At 71.1% G+C, this 15,907-nt stretch carries 15 protein-coding genes; 6 read left to right on the top strand and 9 right to left on the bottom strand.

Features of this window, described 5'->3' with window-relative positions:
- Window positions 1-87 precede the first annotated feature (87 nt).
- From pstC to pstB, 3 genes are all read left to right on the top strand, one after another.
- Window positions 88-1,092: a phosphate ABC transporter permease subunit PstC gene (gene pstC / locus JK359_RS07020; protein WP_201832891.1), complete on the top strand. Its 1,005-nt coding sequence runs from the start codon at window positions 88-90 to the stop codon at window positions 1,090-1,092.
- Window positions 1,089-2,150 carry a phosphate ABC transporter permease PstA gene (gene pstA / locus JK359_RS07025; RefSeq protein WP_201832893.1) on the top strand — a complete coding sequence of 354 codons (1,062 nt, stop codon included), beginning with the start codon at window positions 1,089-1,091 and terminating at the stop codon, window positions 2,148-2,150. The genes pstC and pstA overlap by 4 nt, the downstream gene beginning before the upstream one ends.
- A 72-nt stretch (window positions 2,151-2,222) precedes the next feature.
- Window positions 2,223-2,999 carry a phosphate ABC transporter ATP-binding protein PstB gene (gene pstB / locus JK359_RS07030; RefSeq protein WP_201832894.1) on the top strand — a complete coding sequence of 259 codons (777 nt, stop codon included), beginning with the start codon at window positions 2,223-2,225 and terminating at the stop codon, window positions 2,997-2,999.
- 418 nt (window positions 3,000-3,417) lie between these two features.
- Here pstB and JK359_RS07035 read toward each other — a convergent pair whose 3' ends face one another.
- Together JK359_RS07035 and JK359_RS07040 are read right to left on the bottom strand one after the other, a co-directional pair.
- Window positions 3,418-4,416, bottom strand: coding sequence for an inorganic phosphate transporter (locus JK359_RS07035; protein WP_201832896.1), 999 nt, complete (start codon window positions 4,414-4,416; stop codon window positions 3,418-3,420).
- A 7-nt stretch (window positions 4,417-4,423) separates the two neighbouring features.
- Window positions 4,424-5,044: a DUF47 domain-containing protein gene (locus tag JK359_RS07040; protein WP_171110497.1), complete on the bottom strand. Its 621-nt coding sequence runs from the start codon at window positions 5,042-5,044 to the stop codon at window positions 4,424-4,426.
- A gap of 218 nt (window positions 5,045-5,262) precedes the next feature.
- Between JK359_RS07040 and JK359_RS07045 the strand changes: the two genes are divergently transcribed.
- A complete protein-coding gene (locus tag JK359_RS07045; RefSeq protein ID WP_201832899.1) occupies window positions 5,263-5,568 on the top strand; it encodes a metal-sensitive transcriptional regulator in 306 nt (101 codons plus the stop codon).
- 5 nt (window positions 5,569-5,573) lie between these two features.
- Here the strand turns inward: JK359_RS07045 and JK359_RS07050 are convergent, their stop codons facing one another.
- The 6 genes from JK359_RS07050 to mshD all read right to left on the bottom strand — a co-directional run bounded on the left by JK359_RS07050 (window position 5,574) and on the right by mshD (window position 12,324).
- On the bottom strand, window positions 5,574-5,735 hold the full coding sequence (locus tag JK359_RS07050; RefSeq protein WP_201834008.1) for a hypothetical protein: 162 nt from the start codon (window positions 5,733-5,735) through the stop codon (window positions 5,574-5,576).
- Between the two features lie 100 nt (window positions 5,736-5,835).
- Window positions 5,836-6,714: an SCO4651 family lipoprotein gene (locus JK359_RS07055; protein WP_201832900.1), complete on the bottom strand. Its 879-nt coding sequence runs from the start codon at window positions 6,712-6,714 to the stop codon at window positions 5,836-5,838.
- Window positions 6,715-7,123: 409 nt separating this feature from the next.
- Complete coding sequence (locus JK359_RS07060) at window positions 7,124-7,549, bottom strand: NUDIX hydrolase (RefSeq protein WP_201832902.1); 426 nt, start codon at window positions 7,547-7,549, stop codon at window positions 7,124-7,126.
- 17 nt (window positions 7,550-7,566) lie between these two features.
- On the bottom strand, window positions 7,567-8,718 hold the full coding sequence (locus JK359_RS07065; RefSeq protein ID WP_201832904.1) for a CHAD domain-containing protein: 1,152 nt from the start codon (window positions 8,716-8,718) through the stop codon (window positions 7,567-7,569).
- Entirely contained in the window at window positions 8,699-11,053 is a 2,355-nt protein-coding gene (locus JK359_RS07070) for an RNA degradosome polyphosphate kinase (RefSeq protein WP_201832905.1), read from the bottom strand. The genes JK359_RS07065 and JK359_RS07070 overlap by 20 nt, the downstream gene beginning before the upstream one ends.
- Before the next feature lie 344 nt (window positions 11,054-11,397).
- Window positions 11,398-12,324 (bottom strand): mycothiol synthase, encoded by a 927-nt coding sequence (mshD, locus tag JK359_RS07075; RefSeq protein WP_201832906.1) that lies wholly within the window; start codon window positions 12,322-12,324, stop codon window positions 11,398-11,400.
- Window positions 12,325-12,485: 161 nt separating this feature from the next.
- Here mshD and JK359_RS07080 point away from each other — a divergent pair, with 161 nt between their 5' ends.
- Window positions 12,486-14,276 (top strand): bifunctional metallophosphatase/5'-nucleotidase, encoded by a 1,791-nt coding sequence (locus tag JK359_RS07080; RefSeq protein WP_201832907.1) that lies wholly within the window; start codon window positions 12,486-12,488, stop codon window positions 14,274-14,276.
- A 141-nt stretch (window positions 14,277-14,417) separates the two neighbouring features.
- On the opposite strand, the gene JK359_RS07085 is transcribed toward JK359_RS07080, so the two are convergent.
- Window positions 14,418-15,317: an NmrA/HSCARG family protein gene (locus JK359_RS07085; RefSeq protein ID WP_201832908.1), complete on the bottom strand. Its 900-nt coding sequence runs from the start codon at window positions 15,315-15,317 to the stop codon at window positions 14,418-14,420.
- 108 nt (window positions 15,318-15,425) lie between these two features.
- On the opposite strand from JK359_RS07085, the gene JK359_RS07090 reads away from it, so the two are divergent.
- Window positions 15,426-15,905 (top strand): MarR family winged helix-turn-helix transcriptional regulator, encoded by a 480-nt coding sequence (locus tag JK359_RS07090; RefSeq protein ID WP_201832913.1) that lies wholly within the window; start codon window positions 15,426-15,428, stop codon window positions 15,903-15,905.
- Window positions 15,906-15,907 lie beyond the last annotated feature (2 nt).

The raw sequence follows: 15,907 nt of genomic DNA on the forward strand, positions 1-15,907 counted from the left end.
GACACCGGGCCGCACCGTCCGGTGCACCGCCGCCACGAGCCCGGCCCCCTACGCGAGGGGCCACGGCTCCGCAGACCGGAGATCCCGATGGACATATCGACGACAACAGACGTTCCTCCCCCCACGCCACAGCCCACGGTCGCCCAGCGGAAGCGCAACGCCCGCGGTGCGACCCGTCCCGGTGACCGCATCTTCCTGGGTCTGACCCGCGGCTCCGGCATCCTGCTGCTGGTGATCATGGCCGCGATCGCGGCCTTCCTCACCTACCGTGCCATCCTCGCCATCAACAAGGACCACGGGAACTTCCTCACCACCTTCGAGTGGAACACCAACATCCTGCCGCCGACCTTCGGCATCGCGGTACTGGCCTTCGGCACGATCGTCTCCTCGGTCATCGCCATGGTCATCGCGGTCCCGATCGCCGTCGCGATCGCGCTGTTCATCACGCACTACGCACCGCGCCGCATGTCCGGCCCGGTCGCCTACGTGATCGACCTGCTCGCCGCCGTGCCGTCCATCGTGTACGGCCTGTGGGGCGCCCTCGTTCTCGTACCGCACATGAACGGCCTGTTCGGCTGGCTCAACGACTTCTTCGGCTGGACCGGGCTCTTCTCCTGGGACGAGGGCGCGCCGCGCTCGATGCTGACCGTCGGAATCCTGCTCGCGATCATGATCCTGCCGATCATCACCAACGTGAGCCGCGAGGTCTTCCGCCAGGTCCCGCAGATGCACGAGGAGGCGGCCCTGGCCCTCGGCGCCACGCGCTGGGAGGTCATCCGCATGTCGGTGCTGCCCTTCGGCCGCTCCGGCGTGATCTCCGCCTCCATGCTCGGCCTCGGCCGTGCGCTCGGCGAGACGATGGCCGTGGCCACCGTCCTCTCCCCGTCCTTCGACATCCAGGCCAGCCTGCTCAACCCGGGCGGCGGCACCTTCGCCCAGAACATCGCCAGCAAGTTCAGCGAGGCGAACGAGTTCGGCCGTGACGCGCTGATCGCCTCCGGTCTGATCCTGTTCGTCATCACGCTGCTGGTCAACGGCGCGGCCCGGCTGATCATCGCCCGCCGCGCGGAGTACTCGGGGGCCAACGCATGAGCACCGCAGCCGTGACCGACAAGCGCCCCAGCACCCTGCGTGCGGCCAGCCTGCCCAAGTGGACGCCGTGGGCGATCGCCGCGGGCTCCGTCGCCCTGGGCATCGGCATCAGCGCGGCCGCCGGCCTGAGCAGCAAGATCCAGTGGGGTCTGATCGCCGCGGTCCTGTTCGTCCTCGGTACGTACGGCATCGCCGCGCGCGTCGAGGGCCGCCGGCAGGCCAAGGACCGCGTCGCGACCAGCTTCGTCTGGGTCGCCTTCGTGGTCGCCGTGATCCCGCTGGTCTCCCTGATCTGGGTGACCATCGCACGCGGTGTGAAGGTCCTCGACGTCTACTTCCTGACCCACTCGATGGGCGTCGTCGCGGACACCGAGCCCGGCGGCGGCATCTACCACGCGATCATCGGCAGCCTGGAGCAGGTCGGCCTCGCCACCGCCATCGGCGCCCCGATCGGTGTGCTCACCGCGATCTACCTGGTCGAGTACGGCCGCGGCCGGCTCGCCAAGGCCGTCACGTTCTTCGTCGACGTCATGACGGGCATCCCCTCGATCGTCGCGGGCCTGTTCATCCTCAGCCTGATGCTCATCTTCGAGATGCAGCCGTTCGGCTTCGCCGGGTCGCTGGCCCTGGCCATCCTGATGATGCCGGTCGTCGTCCGCTCCACCGAGGAGATGCTCAAGCTCGTCCCGAACGAGCTGCGCGAGGCGTCCCTGGCGCTCGGTGTGCCGAAGTGGCGGACCATCCTGAAGGTGGTCCTGCCGACCTCCATCGGCGGTATCACGACGGGCATCATGCTGGCGGTCGCGCGTATCGCCGGTGAGACCGCGCCGGTGCTGCTGCTGGTGTTCGGCAACCCGTTCATCAACAACAACCCCTTCGAGGGCGCGCAGGCCTCGCTGCCGCTGTACATCTACCAGCAGTTCGCCAACAGCGCGGGCTCCGGTGCGGCGTACGACCGTGCATGGGCGGCGTCCCTCACGCTGATCGCCTTCGTGATGATCCTCAACCTCGTGGCCCGCGGCATCGCCCGCTGGAAGGCCCCGAAGACCGGTCGCTGAGGCGACTATTTCCGGCTCCGCCGGGCGGGGCCCCACAGCGACCGAGCTTGAATTTCTGGAAGTGAAGTAGACATGGCCAAGCGAATCGACGTAAGCGGTCTCACCGCCTACTACGGCTCCCACAAGGCGATCGAGGACATCTCGATGACCGTCGAGCCGCGCTCGGTGACGGCGTTCATCGGCCCCTCCGGCTGCGGCAAGTCGACGTTCCTGCGTACGCTGAACCGCATGCACGAGGTCACCCCGGGTGGCCGCGTCGAGGGCAAGGTGCTGCTGGACGACGAGGACCTGTACGGCGCCGGGGTCGACCCGGTCTCCGTCCGCCGCGAGGTGGGCATGGTCTTCCAGCGCCCGAACCCGTTCCCCACGATGTCGATCTTCGACAACGTGGCGGCGGGCCTGCGCCTGAACGGCAACTACCGCAAGAGCGAGCTGAACGACATCGTCGAGAAGTCGCTCAAGGGCGCGAACCTCTGGAACGAGGTCAAGGACCGTCTGAGCAAGCCGGGCTCCGGCCTCTCCGGTGGTCAGCAGCAGCGTCTGTGCATCGCCCGCGCGATCGCGGTCGAGCCGAAGGTGCTGCTCATGGACGAGCCCTGCTCCGCCCTGGACCCGATCTCCACCCTCGCCATCGAGGACCTGATCGGTGAGCTGAAGGAGCGCTTCACGATCGTCATCGTGACGCACAACATGCAGCAGGCGGCGCGTGTCTCGGACCGTACGGCCTTCTTCAACCTGGCCGCCGTCGGGCAGCCGGGCCGGCTGATCGAGATCGACGACACCGAGCGGATCTTCTCCAACCCGTCGGTCCAGGCCACGGAGGACTACATCTCGGGCCGCTTCGGCTGACGGACGCTGCCGCTTCGGCTGAGCCGACGTCGGTTTCAGCTGAGGTCGGTTGCATAGGACCCCTCGCGGTGCTGCATGGCGGTGCCACCGCGAGGATGCAAGAGGGCCCGCCCCTGGCTTCCGGGGGCGGGCCCATTGCGTTCTGCACCCACGTCGCCATGCCTTGCCCCACCCACCCGACTCGGTCGGCCGAGAGGCGCCCCCGGGGACCGGCCGTCCGGCACCGCCGGCCACCGCCGTCGCGGCCGAGCGCCGCCGCGGCGGAGAAAGGGGCGGGGCGGGTGGGGGGCCGGTGGAGGAAGGGCCGGCGGAGAGAGGCCCTTGGGGAGCGGGCCGCGGGTAGGGCCCGTGGGAGGGGGCGGGTGGGGATGTGGGTGTGCCCACCCTCTCGTCGGGGAGGGTGGGCGGGTGGGGGTGGTCAGAGGGCTACCAGTTTGATCACGGCGAAGGCTACGGCGGCGACCAGCGCTGCGGCCGGCATCGTGATGAACCAGCCGAGGACGATGTTCTTGGCGACGCCCCAGCGGACGGCGTTGAGCCGCTTGGTCGCGCCCACACCCATGATCGCCGAGGTGATGACGTGGGTCGTGGAGATCGGCGCCTTGAAGATGAACGCGGTCGTGAACATGATCGACGCACCGGTCGCCTCCGCGGCGAAGCCCTGCGGCGGGTCCAGCTCGATGATCTTGCGGCCCAGGGTGCGCATGATCCGCCAGCCACCGGCGTACGTGCCCAGCGACAGCATCACCGCACAGGCGATCTTGACCCAGACCGGGATCGGGTCGCCGAAGGTCTCATGGCCGGAGATGACCAGGGCCAGCACCACGACACCCATCGTCTTCTGGGCGTCCTGGAGACCGTGGCCGAGCGCCATGCCGGCCGCCGAGACGGTCTGGGCGATGCGGAAACCGCGCTTGGCCTTGTGCGGGTTGGACCGGCGGAACAGCCACATGATCGCCGTCATGACCAGGTAGCCGACGATCAGGCCCACGAACGGGGACACGAACATCGGGATGATGATCTTGTCGATGACCCCGTTCCAGAGCACGTCCGTGCCGCCCGCCAGCGCCGCACCCACCATGCCGCCGAACAAGGCGTGGGAGGAGGAGGACGGCAGGCCGAAGTACCAGGTGATCAGGTTCCAGACGATCGCGCCGACCAGCGCCGCGAACAGGATGCCCATGCCCGTGGAGCCCTTGGGCGTCTCGATCAGACCCTCACTGACCGTCTTGGCGACCCCGGAGCCGAGGAAGGCACCGGCCAGGTTCATGACCGCGGCCATGGCGAGGGCCGCCCGCGGGGTCAGCGCCCGCGTCGACACCGACGTCGCGATGGCGTTCGCCGAGTCGTGGAAACCGTTCGTGTACGTGAAGAAGAGCGCGACCGCGATGGTCACGACCAGGGCGAAGGTGTCCATCGACGCCTCAGGACTCCTTGACGGCGATGGTCTCCACCGTGTTCGCCACGTGCTCGAACGCGTCCGCCGCCTCTTCCAGGACGTCCACGATCTGCTTGAGCTTGAGCACCTCGATCGCGTCGTACTTGCCGTTGAAGAGGTGGGCCAGCAGCTTGCGGTGGATCTGGTCGGCCTGGTTCTCCAGGCGGTTGACCTCGATCCAGTACTCGGTGAGGTTGTCCAGGGTGCGCAGGTGGGGCATGGCCTCCGCGGTCAGCTCGGCCGCCCGTGCCAGCACCTCGATCTGCTGCTCGACGCCCTTCGGCAGCTCCTCGATGTTGTAGAGGACGACCAGGTCGACGGCCTCCTCCATGAAGTCCATGATGTCGTCGAGGGAGCTGGCGAGGGAGTAGATGTCCTCGCGGTCGAACGGCGTGATGAACGAGGAGTTCAGCTGGTGGAAGATCGCGTGCGTGGCGTCGTCACCTGCGTGTTCCGCGGCCCGCATACGCTCTGCGATCTCGGCCCGGGCAGACGCGTCCGCCCCGAGCAGTTCCATCAGGAGTTTCGAGCCCGTGACGATGTTGTCCGCGGATGCGGCGAACATGTCGTAGAAGCTCGTCTCCCTGGGGGTCAGACGAAAGCGCACGTGGGGTCCTCGGGGTGCTTCGGTTTCGGTCAGGCTGATGCTAGGCGCATCATCCGGCCACGGCTAATGGGCCGTCCCCCAGTGTCGCCCATCGGGCAGAGTGATCAGCACGGGGGCGTACCAAGGGCTCCTTACCCCGCAAAGTTGGTTACCATATACCCAGTAGGGGTATGTATCCCGGATTGTGTCCACAGCTCGTCCCGAGACGGAGGGCCGCGATGACGACGACCGAGGCCGGCGCCACGCACGGCTACCACAAGCAGAAGGACGAGCACCTCAAGCGGCTGCGCCGGATCGAGGGGCAGATCCGCGGGCTGCAGCGGATGGTCGAGGAAGACACCTACTGCATCGACATACTCACCCAGGTCTCCGCCTCCACCAAGGCCCTGCAGTCGTTCGCGCTGCAGCTGCTCGAGGAGCACCTGCGGCACTGCGTCGCGGACGCGGCGCTCAAGGGCGGGGACGAGATCGAGGCGAAGGTGGACGAGGCGACGAAGGCGATCGGCCGCCTGCTCCGCACCTGAGCCGGTCAGGCCGGATCCCGCTCCTCGGCCACCCGCAGCACCTCGTCGATGCTCTCCATGCTGAGCCGGTCCTCGGCCGCCGAGGCCGCGATGATCAGCTCCCCGCACAGCTCGATCTCGGCGAGGGCCACGTGGTCCTGTACCGCCGTCCCGCCGACCGGAGCCACCTGCCTCACCTCTTCTCTGCCGTCACCCACTTCCTAGAGTAGGGAGCGGCTACACACCGCGCATGGCACGGACGGGCTACTTACGGGGTGGCGTCCCGGACTAGTGCTCCGGCCGGTTTCCGGCGCCGCCGGCGCTGTCGTCGCCGGCGATCCGGCCCGCGTAGATGTCCCCGGGAGCCGGCAGCCGCACGTCGGCGGGGATGCCGAAGTCGTACAGCAGCATGGTCGAGGCGACCGCCACGGTGGCCTTCTGGTGGCCGTTGACGAAGCTGAAGCGCTGCCGGAGCTTGCGGAGGCGGCCCTCGTCGTCCAGGTAGGCGTCGAACGGGACCCGGGCCGTGGCGAACCCTTTCGCTGCCGCGGCCAGGGACTCCCTGGTGCCGGGGGCGGCGTACCGGGCCGCACGGGTCAGGTCGGCCGTGCCCCGGTAGTGCCGTACGGCCGTCCCGCCGACCTCGGTGCGGCCCACGAAGGTCGCCTCCCGCGTGCCGCGCAGCACCTCGGCCGCCGCGTACGGGTCGGTCGCGCCGCCGGTGACCAGATTGCCGTCGGACAGCGTCGCGGTGTCCACCCGTACCCACTTGTCGGCGGGCACGCCCGCGCCCCGGTTCTTCAGGTAGAGGGCGCCGGGAGCGAGGAGTTCGGTGATGGGCCGGTGCTCGGAGGTGCCGGCCGGGTCCTCGGGCAGTACCACGGTGAGCCGTCCGAGGCGGTGTCTGTAGTCGTAGACGCCCCTGCCGCGGATGGTGACGCGGGTGCCGCCCGTGGCCATCTCCATCGAGGTGCCGGCCTTGGACGTGCCGGCCTCGCGCAGCGCGTCCGCGGCCCGGTGCAGGGTACTCACGGGGTCGCCCCCGCCCTTCACGTCCTCGGCGGCGGCGCCGCTGCTCGAACAGCCCGTGGCACCCGTGCCGAGGCCGAGGAGGATGCCCATCGCGGCGACCGTTCCGCCTGCGCGCCTCTGCTGCCGCCGATCCATCGCCTGCCTACCCCCAGCCGGTGTGTCCGTCACGGGCCCTCGTCGTCCGGTTAAACGACGGGTGGGGGGTGCCGTCACGCGCCGCCGGGGTGGGCGGGAGCCGGCGGAACGCTTCGGCAGGGAGGTCGGTAACGTTGTCGGGGTGGCAGTCACCGCGGCACAGCAGGACGGGCCGGAGCCCGGCAGGGCGGGACAGGAGCCTGGCAGGGCCGGGCAGGAACACGGCGGGGGCGGGCAGCAGCCCGGCAGGGCCGGACAGGGACATCTGACGACGACAGACGAGCAGGGCCGCTTCTGCGTGGCCCGGTGCAGCTGCGGCTGGCGTGGCCCCGCCCGGCGGGCCCGCAGTCAGGCCCGCACGGACGCGGAGGGACACGGTGTGGCCCCGTGAGGGGCTCGGCCCTGCCGTTCAGTGCCGCCGCTCCATGCGGCCGGAGGGCCGGCCGAGGGCGTCCACCAGCTCCCGGTCGCGGAGCTGGGTGAGACGGGTGCGGGCCGCTGAGGGGGAGAGCCACAGGATGCGGTCCACTTCGGCGTTCGGCGTGAAGTGGCCGGAAACCGCCTGCGCCGCCCAGTACCGCACCTGCTTCGGGCGGCCATTGGCCGAATAGCGCACCGTCGGCAGTTCGCCGCCGGGCTCGGCCGTGTAGCCGGTCTCCTCGGCGACCTCGCGCAGCGCGCCGGCGAGCGCGTCCTCACCCCGTTTGAGCTTCCCCTTGGGGTGGGACCAGTCGTCGTACTTCGGCCGGTGGACCAGGCAGATCTCCAGTTCACCGGCGACCGGGGAGCGGCGCCACAGCACGCAGCCGGCCGCTTGGACCACGGTGTCGTCCACACCGCCTCCTCGTGGGTTCAGGGCGCGTTGACGATCTGCTTCTGCCAGGTCTGCTGGAACGCGAACCTGGCCGCCTCCACCTCGTGCCGCTGGTCGGCGTGGAGCACGCCGAGCGCGTACGCCGTCGCCGGGGCGATCCGGGGGGTGCGGGCCGCCTGCGCCGCGGCCGCTGCCGCCTCCGAGGCGTCCCGGTGCCGGTTCAGCGCCTGTCCCGCCGTCAGCAGCCGTACGTCCACGGGTGCATCGCCGTGCAGCACCTCCCGGGCGTACCGGTGCAGGCGCAGCAGCAGGCGGACCTGGTGCCAGGGGCCGTCCTGGGGGTGCGGGGCCGGGTCCGGGGACAGGCCGTGGACCAGCGCCTCCGCGTTGTAGGGGTGGCCGGCGACGACCAGGGGGAGCGCGGCGACGGCGTCCGTGAGGCGTTCCTCGGCCGCGGCGGCGAGCGGGCGCAGGGCGGTGGTGGGGGCGGCGGGGGTGAGCGGCACCTCGCTGGCGAGTACGGCCACCTTGTCGGCCACGGCGTGGAAGCGGGAGGAGCCGAGGGCCTGCAGTGCCGTGGAGTGGGCGCGGGTCCGGGCCAGCGTCAGCTGGCGTTCGAGCAGGGCGCCGGCCTTGGCCGCGCCCACGGTGAGGTTGCCGCGTTCCGGTGCCGCCGCGGGGTGGGACGGGCCGCCGGGGCTGTCGGCTGCCGTCTTCGCCGCGCCGGCCGCCGTTGCGCCGGCGCGGCTGCCCGCGGCCACGGCATCGACCGTCTGGGCCGGGAGCACCGCGGCGCCCGACAGCCGGTACAGCGCGAGGAGCAGTCGTTCCAGCCGGCCCTCGTACGAGTGCTCCAGGCCCAGGGTGCCGGACAGCCAGGCCAGTTCGGGCCGCATCTCCTCGGACCAGTCGGGGTCGAGGAGGGGCCGGAACGTGTGCAGGCTGCCGCTGATGCGGCGGGCCGAGCGGCGCAGGGCGCGGGCCGCGTCGACGGACTCCGCCGCGCCGTTGTCGCCCGCGCCGCCCGCGTAACCGCGTGCGGCGGCACCCCCGCCGTTGCCGCCGGTCTCCCGGTGCAGGCGCAGGGCGCGCAGGAACTCCGTCGCCTGGGCGCGCAGGTAGCGGGCGAGAGCGTCCCCGGTCACCTCCTCGGCCGTGGGGTCCGTCGGGTCAAGGTGTTGCTGTGCCACGCCGGCGCCTCCGGGCGTCTATGAGCATCTCCTGGACGTTGCGCAGGGGCTGGCCGTCCGCGTCGGTCGCGTGTCGTGTCCACTCGCCGTCGGGGCCGAGGTGCCAGGAGGAGGTGGTGTCGGACATACCGGTGTCCAGCAGCCGGTTGAGGGCTGCGCGGTGGCCGGGGTCGACGACCCGGACCAGGGCTTCTATCCGGCGGTCGAGGTTGCGGTGCATCATGTCGGCGCTGCCGATCCACACCTCGGGCTCGCCGCCGTTGCCGAAGGCGAAGACCCGGGAGTGCTCCAGGAAGCGGCCGAGTATCGAGCGGACCCGGATGTTCTCCGACAGACCCGCGACGCCCGGGCGGACGGCGCAGATGCCGCGCACCCAGATGTCGACCGGCACGCCGGCCTGGGAGGCCCGGTAGAGCGCGTCGATGACCGCCTCGTCCACCATCGAGTTGACCTTGATGCGGACGAACGCCGGGCGGCCCGCACGGTGGTGCTGGGCCTCCTTGTTGATCCGCGCGATCAGGCCGTCCCGCAGGGACTTGGGGGCGACGAGCAGCCTGCGGTACGTCTCGCGGCGCGAGTAGCCGGACAGGCGGTTGAACAGGTCGGACAGGTCCGCGCCGACCTGGGGGTCGGCGGTGAGCAGGCCGAGGTCCTCGTACAGGCGGGCCGTCTTCGGGTGGTAGTTGCCGGTGCCGACGTGGCTGTAGCGGCGCAGGGTCTCGCCCTCCTGGCGGACCACCAGGGACAGCTTGCAGTGCGTCTTCAGGCCGACCAGGCCGTAGACGACGTGGCAGCCGGCCTCCTCCAGCTTGCGCGCCCACTTGATGTTGGCGTGCTCGTCGAAGCGGGCCTTGATCTCGACCAGGACGAGGACCTGCTTGCCGGACTCGGCGGCGTCGATGAGCGCGTCGACTATCGGGGAGTCGCCGGAGGTCCGGTACAGGGTCTGCTTGATCGCGAGGACGTCCGGGTCGGCCGCCGCCTGCTCCAGGAACGCCTGCACGGAGGTGGAGAAGCTGTCGTACGGGTGGTGCAGCAGCACGTCCCGGGCGCGCAGGGCGGCGAAGATGTCGGGCGCGGAGGCCGACTCGACCTCGGCGAGGTCACGGTGGGTGCCGGCGATGAACTTCGGGTACTTCAGCTCCGGCCGGTCGAGGCTGTGGATGCGGAAGAGGCCGGTGAGGTCGAGCGGGCCGGGCAGCGGGTACACCTCGGCCTCGGAGATCTTCAGCTCGCGGACCAGCAGGTCCAGCACCTCACGGTCGATGGACTCCTCGACCTCCAGGCGTACCGGCGGGCCGAAGCGGCGCCGCATGAGTTCCTTCTCCAGGGCCTGCAGGAGGTTCTCGGCGTCGTCCTCCTCGACCTCCAGGTCCTCGTTGCGGGTGAGCCGGAAGGCGTGGTGCTCGAGCACCTCCATGCCCGGGAACAGCTCTTCCAGGTGCGCGGCGATGACGTCCTCGACGGGGACGTAGCGGCCGGGGCTGCTCTCCAGGAAGCGGGACAGCAGCGGGGGCACCTTCACGCGCGCGAAGTGCTTGTGGCCGCTGACCGGGTTGCGTACGACGACGGCCAGGTTCAGGGACAGGCCGGAGATGTACGGGAAGGGGTGCGCCGGGTCGACGGCCAGCGGGGTGAGGACCGGGAAGATCTGGTGCCGGAAGAGCGTGAAGAGCCGTGCCTGCTCCTTCTCGGTCAGCTCGTTCCAGCGGACCAGGTGGATGCCCTCCTCCGCGAGTGCGGGGGCGACGTCCTCGTGGTAGCAGGCGGCGTGCCTGGCCATCAGCTCGCGGGAGCGGGCCCAGATCATCTCCAGGACCTCGCGCGGCTGCAGGCCGGAGGCGGAGCGGGTGGCGACGCCGGTGGCGATGCGCCGCTTCAGACCGGCCACCCGGACCATGAAGAACTCGTCCAGGTTGCTGGCGAAGATCGCCAGGAAGTTGGCGCGCTCCAGCAGGGGCGTATCGGGGTCCTCGGCCAGCTCGAGCACGCGCTCGTTGAAGGCGAGCCAGCTGCGCTCCCGGTCGAGGAAGCGGCCCTGGGGCAGGAGGGTGCCGTCGGCCTGGGACTCCTCGTACGCGTCGAGGTCCGCGTCGATGTCGGGTTCCAGATCGGAGACGGCGGCGGCCACGGTGTGCGGACGGTGCGCGGCTATGGAGCCCACGGAGGGCTGCGGGTGCTGGACCTCGGCCTGGGTGTCTTGCTGACTCATGAACCCATTCTTCCGCGCCACGGGCGACACGGGCGCGTCGGAACGTGCGGGCGGGAGCGTCACGGCCCCGTTCCCCGCTGGCCCCTCGGGGGGTGGCGAAGGCTCTGGCACGGCGGGCTTCATTGGGCGAGCGTCGCAAGTCCGGCTGAATCAATGGTTACGGCGACATGACGTATGGGATAGCGGGGAGCGGCCCGAAAGGTTTGCGGAGGCGCGAACGCGCGGCGCGTACGGGAGCCAGGGGGCGGTCCGGCGCCCGTACGCGGCGTTCCGGAGCGAGGAGAGCGGGCCGGCGCCCGTACGCGGCGTTCCGGAGCAAGGAGGGCGGGTCGGCACCCCGTGCGCGGCGTCCCGGAGCCACGGGGGCGGTCCGGGCGTCCGTGCGCGGCGTCCGGTGACTCTGAGTGCCGGGTGCGGCGGCGGAAGAGGGGCGGCCGCCGAGGCGGCCCCCCTCGCGTGCGCGGAGGTCAGGTTTCGGTGCGGTACATCAGGTCCGTCTCGTGGACCGTGAAGCCCAGCCGCTCGTACACCGACACCGCGGCGCTGTTGTCCGCGTCGACGTAGAGCATCGCGGTCGGCAGCTGCTGGGCGGCCAGGTGGCGCAGCCCGACGGTGGTGAGCGCCTTGCCGAGCCCGCCGCCCTGCTCGCCGGGCCGCACCCCGAGGACGTACACCTCGCCGATCCCCTCCGCGGCGTGCACCTTGGTCCAGTGGAAGCCGATCAGCTCCCCGCGCCGCTCGGCCAGGAAGAACCCGGCCGGGTCGAACCACGGCTGGGCCTTGCGGTCGTCCAGGTCCCGCTGGGTCAGCGAGCCCTGCTCGGGGTGGTGGGCGAAGGCGGCGGCGTTCACCGCGAGCCAGGCCGCGTCGTCCTTGCCGGGCACGAAGGTGCGCACGGTCACCCCCTCCGCGAGCACCGGCTCGGGCAGCTCCAGGCCGGCCAACGGGCGGCGCATCTGGCGCAGTTCGCGGAACAGGGTCAGGCCGAGCACCTGGGCGAGGTGCCGGGCCGCGGGGTGTCCGCCGTGCGCCCACACCCGCAGCCGCTTGCCGGAGGCGGCCAGCAGGGCCGAGCCGAGCGCCCGGCCGTGCCCGTGCCCGCGGTGCGCGGGATGCACGACGAGTTCGGCGGCCGGCGCCTCCACCGGGTCGGTGTCCTCCAGCTGGGCGTAGCCGACGAGTTCGTCGTCGGCGGTCAGCAGCAGGTGCGAGACGCCCTCGCGGCTGCCCCCGCGCAGCTGGAGCCGGCCCTGCTCGGACACCGGCTGCTGCCCGTCGACCAGAGCGGCCTCGCCGAGCAGGCCCAGCACGGCCTCGGCCCGGTCCGGGGTGAGCGCGGAATGGGTCTCGATGGAGCGGGCGGGGAAGCCCCGTACGGTGTCGTCGCTGCTCATGCGTATGAGGGTACGGGTCGGCCGGGGTGAAGTCCCGGCACACCGGCCGCAAAGGAATCGGCAAAGGGAAACCAGGATGTAACCCTGAACCCCCTGTCGCGCTACGCGCGTTGACCCTAGGCTGCGCCGAGCCACCACAGCCGACCCACAGGGGGGTTCCCATGCCAGCCGCGCCCCGGCGCACCAGACGCCGTACCTACGGCCTCCTCTCCGCCGCCGCCGGTCTCGCCACCGCGGCGGCGCTGGCCAGCGCGCTCCCGGCGGACGCGCACGAGAGCCACCACCATCACCGTCCGGGCCGGTACCAGGACGTCCAGCTCCTCTCCTTCAACGACCTGCACGGCAACCTCGAGCCCCCGTCGGGTTCCTCCGGCCGGGTCACCGAACTCCAGCCGGACGGCACGACGAAGACGATCGACGCGGGCGGTGTCGAGTACCTCGCCACCCACCTGCGCCAGGCCCGCCAGGGCCACCCGTACTCCGTCACCGCGGCCGGCGGCGACATGGTCGGCGCCTCCCCGCTGCTGTCGGGCCTGTTCCACGACGAGCCCACCATCGAGGCGCTCAACAAGCTCGACCTCGACGTCACCTCGGTCGGCAACCACGAGTTCGACGAGGGCGCGCGGGAACTGGGCCGCCTGCAGAACGGCGGCTGCCACCCGAAGGACGGCTGCTACACGGACAAGAAGTTCAAGGGCGCCGACTTCCCGTACCTGGCGGCGAACGTCCTGGACGAGAAGACCGGCAGGCCGATCCTGAAGCCGTACTGGGTCTGGCAGAAGAAGGACGTCAAGATCGGTTTCATCGGCGTCACACTGGAGGGCACCCCGGGCGTCGTCTCCGCCGACGGCGTCAAGGGCCTGCAGTTCAAGGACGAGGTCGAGACGATCAACAAGTACGCCAAGGTGCTCCAGCGCCAGGGCGTGCGGTCGATCGTGGCCCTGATCCACGAGGGCGGCTTCCCGGCCTCCGGCGCCTACAACTACGACTGCGACTCCGCGGGCGCCGGCTCCGGCGTCTCAGGACCGATCGTGGACATCGCCAAGAACGTCACGCCGGCCGTCGACGCCCTCGTCACCGGCCACACCCACAGCGCGTACGTCTGCGACATCCCGGACCCGTCCGGCCGCCCCCGCATGGTCACCTCGGCCGCCTCCTTCGGCCGCCTCTACACCGACACCACGCTGACCTACGACCGCTACACCGGCGACATCGCCCGTACGGCCGTGAAGTCCGCGAACCGTGTGGTCACCCGGGACGTGCCCAAGGCGCAGGACATGACCGACCTGATCGGCCGGTGGAACACCCTGGCCGCCCCGATCGGCAACCGCCCCATCGGCTACATCTCCGCCGACGTCGGCAACACCGGCACCGAGTCCCCGATGGGCGACCTGATCGCCGACGCGCAGCTCGCCCACGGCCGTGAGCTGGACCCGCGGACCAGCCTGGCCCTGATGAACCCGGGCGGGGTCCGGGCCGGTCTCACCTACGCGGCCAAGGGCGCCGAGGGCGACGGCGTGGTCACCTACGCCGAGGGCTTCACGGTCCAGCCGTTCGCGAACACCGTGAACCTCCAGGACTTCACCGGTGCCCAGCTGATCCAGGTGCTCAAGGAGCAGGTGAGCGGTGCCAACGCGGCGGCCCCGAAGATCCTCCAGCCGTCCGCGAACCTCACCTACACCCTGGACCTCACCAAGTCCGGCGCGGACCGTGTGGTCACCGACTCCATCCGGCTGAACGGCGCCCCGGTCGACCCGGCGGCCACCTACCGCGTCGCCACCAACAGCTTCCTCGCGGGCGGCGGCGACGGCTTCCCGACCCTCGCGCAGGGCACGGGCGACCTGGTGGGCGCGGACGACCTGAGCGCCCTGGAGAAGTACCTGACGGCGAACTCGTCGGCCGCCTCTCCCCTCACCCCGCCGACGGCGAACCGGATCACGATCGTGCAGTAGAACCCGTGTGCCTGGGTGAAGGGCACCGTGACACCGGAACCGCCCCGGGAGCTTCTCCCGGGGCGGTTTCGTCGGTGACGGCTCAGCGGGAACTCCCGCGGACCGTGAACCGGTGCCCCGGTACCGGCTGCTGAGCGGATGTCAGCCGTGGGCGGCGGGGGTGCCGGGTTCGGTGTGCCCGGTCAGCAGGGTGGGCCAGTCCTGCTGGACGGACCACTCGCTGAAGGTGTGCCAGCCGACCTCGGGGTAGGACCGGCGCAGGCCGGCCACGTCGACGTCGAGACCGATGCCGGAGAAGTAGGCGAACATCGCCGCCAGGTCGGTGGAGTGCTTGCGGACGTACTCGAGGGGGACCTCCTGGTGGGTGACCGGGCGGCCGAGGGCGGCGGTGAGGACGGTCGCCTGCTGTGCGGGGGTGCACTCGTCGGACGCGATGTCGATGCGGAGGCCGGTGAACTCGTCCGGGCGCTGCAGGGCCAGCACGGCGAAGGCGCCGATGTCGGTGGCGGGGATGAGCGTGAGCGGGCAGTGGGCCGGCACGGGCCAGGCGAAGGTGCCCTCGCGCAGTCCGTCGAGGCTCCAGCCGGTGGCGAAGTTGTCCATGAAGGCCGCCGGGGCGATCACCGTCCATGGCAGGCCGGACGCGTACAGGTGCTGCTCGACCACCCACTTGCTCTCGTAGTGCGGGATGCCGGTGCCGCGGTCGGCGTGGGCGGCGGAGGTGAACACGACGTGGCTGAGGCGGGCGGCGGCCGCCGCGTCGAGGAGGGTCTTGCCCTGCCGGACCTCGGTGTCGGTGTCGGTGCCGAAGGGGGTGGTGACCGCGAAGAGGGCGTCGGCCCCGGCGAGGGCGGTGTCGAGCGAGGTGCGGTCGTCGAAGTCGGCGTGGCGGACCTCGGCGCCCAGGGCGCGCAGGGCGTCGGCGGCGGGCGAGGCGGGGTGGCGGGTGAGGGCGCGGACGTGGAGTCCGGCGGCCAGTGCGGCTCGGGCGGTGGCTCCGCCCTGGGCGCCGGTGGCGCCGGTGACGGCGATGGTGAGCATGGGAATCCCCCGGGTCGGTAGAATTGCTGTGCGATGCATTTGCTGCGTCGCACAGCAGAATAGGCCATAGTTCGCTGCGTCGCGCAGCAATTTTTGGAAGGGGAGCCCGTGACCGAGACCGACCGGGCCCGGCTGTACGAGGAGCTGGGCGTCGTATCCCGGCGTCACCTGGCCGCATACGTGCTGTTCAACCAGGCCGTCGCCGACCATCTGGGCCTGCATCCGACGGACGTGCAGTGCCTGAGCCTGATGACCGCCGAGCCGGAACCGCTCACCGTCAAGCAGATCGCGGACATGACCGGGCTCACCACGGGCTCGGCCACCCGGCTCGTGGACCGGCTGGAGCGCGGCGGCTACGTCACCCGTACGCCCGACCGGCAGGACCGCCGCCGGGTGCTCGTCACCCCGGTCCCGGAACGGGTCGCCCGGGTCGGCGCGGTGTGGGACGAGCTGGGACACGGCTGGCAGGCCATCCTGGAGGACCACACGGACGCCGAACTGAGGACGATCATCCAGCACATGCGCCGGGCGAGCGCCCTCAGCCACACCCAGATCGAGCGCCTGCGCACCATGCCCAGGCCCGACTGAGC

This window comes from Streptomyces actinomycinicus (assembly GCF_016741775.1).
Taxonomy (GTDB): domain Bacteria; phylum Actinomycetota; class Actinomycetes; order Streptomycetales; family Streptomycetaceae; genus Streptomyces; species Streptomyces actinomycinicus.

Bases quoted from the DNA above. Each gene is read 5' to 3' on its own strand.
- JK359_RS07055 (WP_201832900.1), bottom strand. From the start codon at position 6,714: ATGGATCGGCGGCAGCAGAGGCGCGCAGGCGGAACGGTCGCCGCGATG.
- pstC (WP_201832891.1), top strand. From the start codon at position 88: ATGGACATATCGACGACAACAGACGTTCCTCCCCCCACGCCACAGCCC.
- pstB (WP_201832894.1), top strand. From the start codon at position 2,223: ATGGCCAAGCGAATCGACGTAAGCGGTCTCACCGCCTACTACGGCTCC.
- JK359_RS07080 (WP_201832907.1), top strand. From the start codon at position 12,486: ATGCCAGCCGCGCCCCGGCGCACCAGACGCCGTACCTACGGCCTCCTC.
- JK359_RS07085 (WP_201832908.1), bottom strand. From the start codon at position 15,317: ATGCTCACCATCGCCGTCACCGGCGCCACCGGCGCCCAGGGCGGAGCC.
- JK359_RS07035 (WP_201832896.1), bottom strand. From the start codon at position 4,416: ATGGACACCTTCGCCCTGGTCGTGACCATCGCGGTCGCGCTCTTCTTC.
- pstA (WP_201832893.1), top strand. From the start codon at position 1,089: ATGAGCACCGCAGCCGTGACCGACAAGCGCCCCAGCACCCTGCGTGCG.
- JK359_RS07070 (WP_201832905.1), bottom strand. From the start codon at position 11,053: ATGAAGCCCGCCGTGCCAGAGCCTTCGCCACCCCCCGAGGGGCCAGCG.
- mshD (WP_201832906.1), bottom strand. From the start codon at position 12,324: ATGAGCAGCGACGACACCGTACGGGGCTTCCCCGCCCGCTCCATCGAG.
- JK359_RS07045 (WP_201832899.1), top strand. From the start codon at position 5,263: ATGACGACGACCGAGGCCGGCGCCACGCACGGCTACCACAAGCAGAAG.